This is a genomic window from Verrucosispora sp. SN26_14.1, assembly GCF_004307965.1.
Classification (GTDB): Bacteria; Actinomycetota; Actinomycetes; order Mycobacteriales; family Micromonosporaceae; genus Micromonospora.
This window is the reverse complement of sequence record NZ_SISL01000522.1, coordinates 1-3,927: the sequence shown is the minus strand read 5'-3', so window position 1 is coordinate 3,927 and position 3,927 is coordinate 1. Positions and strand designations below refer to the sequence as shown.

Below are 3,927 nucleotides of genomic sequence, written 5' to 3'. Positions count from 1 at the left end.
GCGCGCAGCACCGCGGCGGCGGCCGACGCCGCACGGCGCAGCGTCTCCACCGCGTCGTCCTGCCCGACCAGGTCGGCGAAGGCGTCCGGCATCAACTTCGCTCCGTCGTCACCAGCTCCGATGGGGATAACTCGGGCTGGACCGAGGTGTCCGGGCCGTTCGCCGGGTCCGGGTGCGAGATGCCGCCGGGGGCACCGAGCAGTTCCTCCACCCGGCGGGCCACCTGCTCGGCGATCTCCTCCGCCGGGCGGGAGCCGTCGAGGACGAGGTACCGCTTGGGGTCGGCGGCGGCCAGGTCGAGGAAGGCGTACCGGACCCGCTCGTGGAAGCCCACCGACTCGGCCTCCAGCCGGTCGGCGGCCTGGCTCCGTGCGGCCACCCGGGACAGCCCGGTCCGGGGGTCGACGTCGAGCAGCACCACCAGGTCGGGCTTGAGCCCACCGGTGGCCCAGGAGGAGAGCCAGGAGACCTCGTCGACCGGCAGCGTACGACCGGCACCCTGGTACGCCAGGGACGAGTCGACGTACCGGTCACTGATCACCACCGCGCCCCGGACCAGGGCGGGACGGACCACGGTGGCCACGTGGTGAGCCCGGTCGGCGGCGTAGAGCAGGGCCTCGGCGCGCGGCGAGGGCGCCTCGTCCCCGGTGGTGTCCAGCACCATCGACCGGATCCGGGTGCCGACGGCGGTCGCACCCGGTTCCCGGGTCACCACCACGTCCCGCCCGTCGCCGCGCAACCGCTCGGCAAGCTGGGCGAGCTGGGTCGACTTGCCCGCGCCCTCGCCACCCTCGAAGACCACGAAGAGCCCGGCCGAGACGAACGGCTCGGCCGGCATCAGCGGGCGACCCCGGATCGATCCCCACAGGTCGGCCAGGACCGGTACGCCCTTCTTGTCGTCCATCTGCCCGAACGCGCTGATCCCGGCGAAGATCCCGGCGGCACCGGCGACGAGCAGCAGCAGCCGCGTCGAGGAGACCGAGATGCCCAGGTCGGCGATCTCGAACGTCCGGGAGCCGCCGACGCCGGCGAGCAGGCTGCCCAGCGCGATGGCCAGGATCAACACCAGCCGGGTACCGATCTGCACCACGGCGAAGACCCGACCGCGTACCTCGTCGGCGACCTCGCCGCCGAGCAGCGTGGTGCCGGAGAGGAAGGCCATCCCGGCCCCGGCGCCGACCAGGATCGCCCCGAGCAGGGCCATGGACAGGTGGAAGGCGAAGGCCAGCGTCATCACCGAGGCGCTGGCCAGCACGATGCTCATGCCGAACCAGCGGCGCCGGGACATGTCCCGGACGATCATCGGGCCGAGCCCGATGCCGATCCCCAGGCCCAGGAAGATCGCGCCGAAGAGCAGATAGAACGCGGCGTCACCGGCGCCGAGCGAGGCGGCGAAGAAGCGGGCGGTGCCGATCACGATGCCGCCGCCGGCAAAGGCACCCAGGATGCCCAGGACCAGGCCGCGGACCAGCGGGGTCTGGGCGATGAACCGCCAGCCCTCGGCGAACTGGCGCAGCATGCTCTGCTCGGTGCGCTCCCCCTCGGCGGTCTGCGCCTGGCTGATCTCCTTGATGCCGAACGCCACCACCAGGGCGGTGGCGAGGCGGGAGAGCGCGTTGAACCAGAGCGCGAGCTGGGCCGGCTCGGCCCAGGCGGGCATCTCGCCGCCGGTCACACCCCGGACGATGCCGTCGCCCGAGGCGAGCAGGATCGCGGCGGCGATCGGGGTCAGGCCGTACGTGGTGATGAGCGTGAGCTGGTTGGCGGTCTCCAGCCGGGCACGCGGGATGAGGTTGGGGACCGCGGCCTCCTTGGCCGGGATCCAGAGCAGGGTGACCGTCTCGATCAGGAACGTGGCGATCGCCGCCCAGCTCACCACCCGGGCGCCGCTGGCGCCGGTGAGCGCGTACAGCGGGATGGAGGCGAACAGCAGGAATCGCAGCACGTCGCAGATGACCATGGTCCAGCGGCGGTCGAACCGGTCGGCGAGCACCCCGGCGAACGGGCCGAGGACCAGTGCGGGCAGCAGCCGGATGGCGATCACGCCACCGAACGCAGCGCCCTTGGCGGTGTTCCCCTCCACCTGAGCGGCGGCGAAGACACTGGTGGCGAGCAGGCCGAGCCAGTCGCCGAAGGAGGCGGCGCCGAGCACGATCCAGAGCCGGCGGAACGGGCGGATACGCAGCACAGAGCGGATCGCGCCGTAGCCGGACAGGTCGGCCTGGGCGGCGGGCCCGCTCGGTGGGCTCTTCGGGTCGGTGGGCGCGCCCGGTGGGCTCTTGGGATCGGCGGGCTGGCCGGCGGCACCGCCGCCGGGTAAGCCGGTCGTGTCCCGGCCGGATGTCCCGGCGGGCTGGTCCGCGGACGGCGACACGCCGGACGACTCGCCGTTGAACTGGCTTTCGATGGCCGTACCTCCACGTGCCGGCCCATCGCTGGGCACCCCCGGTGGAACACTCTAGTCCCGACGGGGACCTCCCCCCGTCGCGCATCACCTGCTCGCCGAGCCTAGGACGCGGTTGCCAACCCGACCCCGGGCGCCAGATGCGAGGGTATTTCGCATTCACCGTTTCACAGTTAGCGTGCACACGTGGCCACCGACAGCGATAACCTGCGCCACCGGCTGGACCGGGCGACCGCGCACCTCGACCCTCCGTACGCGGTGGTCGACCTCACGGCCTTCGACGACAATGCCGCCGCGTTGACCTCGCGGGCCATCGGCAAGCCGCTGCGGATCGCCAGCAAGTCGCTGCGCTGCCGGGACCTGATCGCCCGCGCGCTGGCCCGCCCGGGCTGGCGGTCGGTGATGGCGTTCACGCTGCCCGAGGCGATCTGGCTGGTCCGGACCGGGGTCACCGCCGACGTGCTGGTGGCGTACCCCACCGCCGACCGTGGGGCGCTGACCGAGCTGGCCGCCGATCCGGCGCTGGCGGCGGCGATCACGCTGATGGTCGACGACCCCGGCCAGCTCGACTTCTACGACACGGTGACCGCCCCGGGCCACCGCCCGGAGCTGCGTGTCTGCCTCGACCTGGACGCCTCGTGGCGACTGCTGGGCGGCCGGGTGCACGTCGGGGTCCGCCGCTCACCGGTGCACACCGCCCGGGCGGCCGGCCGACTCGCCGCCACCGTCGCCCGGCGGGCCGGCTACCGGCTGGTCGGCCTGATGTCGTACGAGGCGCAGATCGCCGGCCTGGGCGACGCCCCGCCGGGGCAGGCGATGCTCGGCGCCGCGATCCGGGTGGCCCAGCGCGGGTCGTACCGCGAGTTGCTGGCCCGCCGAGGTGCGGCGGTGGCTGCGGTACGCGAACACGCCGACCTGGAGTTCGTCAACGGCGGTGGGACCGGCAGCGTGGCCGCCACCAGCGCCGATCCCGCGGTCACCGAGGTCACCGCGGGATCGGGGCTGTACGGACCGACGCTCTTCGACGCGTACCGCACCTGGCGGCCCACCCCGGCGGCGTTCTTCGCCTGCGCGGTGGTCCGCCGGCCGGCACCTGACCTGGCCACCGTGCTCGGCGGCGGCTGGATCGCCTCCGGTTCCGCCGCCGACAGCCGGCTGCCCCGCCCGTGGCTGCCGACCGGCCTGAAGCTGCTCGGCGCCGAGGGTGCCGGCGAGGTGCAGACCCCGCTGACCGGCGCGCCGGCCGCCACCCTGCGTGTCGGAGACCGGGTCTGGTTCCGCCACGCCAAGTCCGGCGAGCTGTGCGAACGGGTGAACGAGCTGCACCTGGTCGACGGCGACCACGTGGTGGGCACCGTACCGACCTATCGGGGCGAGGGACACGCCTTCCTCTGAGCACTCCACACCGACACCACGGCGTGGTTCTCCGCCGTGGTCGTGGCGTGGTGCACTCGGTGCCACCGGTCCGGCGGGCCGGGCGGGTTCCCCGCGGGCTGCGTCGCCGGGTCGGGTGAGGTCAGGCG

The 3,927-nt window shown here is 73.7% G+C and carries 2 protein-coding genes; one reads left to right on the top strand and one right to left on the bottom strand.

The genetic code is table 11. The features are described 5' to 3' along the window. Positions 1–91 precede the first annotated feature (91 nt). The gene (gene tmk / locus EYA84_RS28305) at positions 92–2,443 is read right to left on the bottom strand and encodes a dTMP kinase (RefSeq protein ID WP_394347625.1); all 2,352 of its coding nucleotides are present in this window, start codon (positions 2,441–2,443) and stop codon (positions 92–94) included. Positions 2,444–2,590: 147 nt separating this feature from the next. Between tmk and EYA84_RS28300 the strand changes: the two genes are divergently transcribed. Further along, positions 2,591–3,799 (top strand): amino acid deaminase/aldolase, encoded by a 1,209-nt coding sequence (locus EYA84_RS28300; protein WP_131056974.1) that lies wholly within the window; start codon positions 2,591–2,593, stop codon positions 3,797–3,799. The last annotated feature ends 128 nt before the right edge of the window (positions 3,800–3,927 follow it).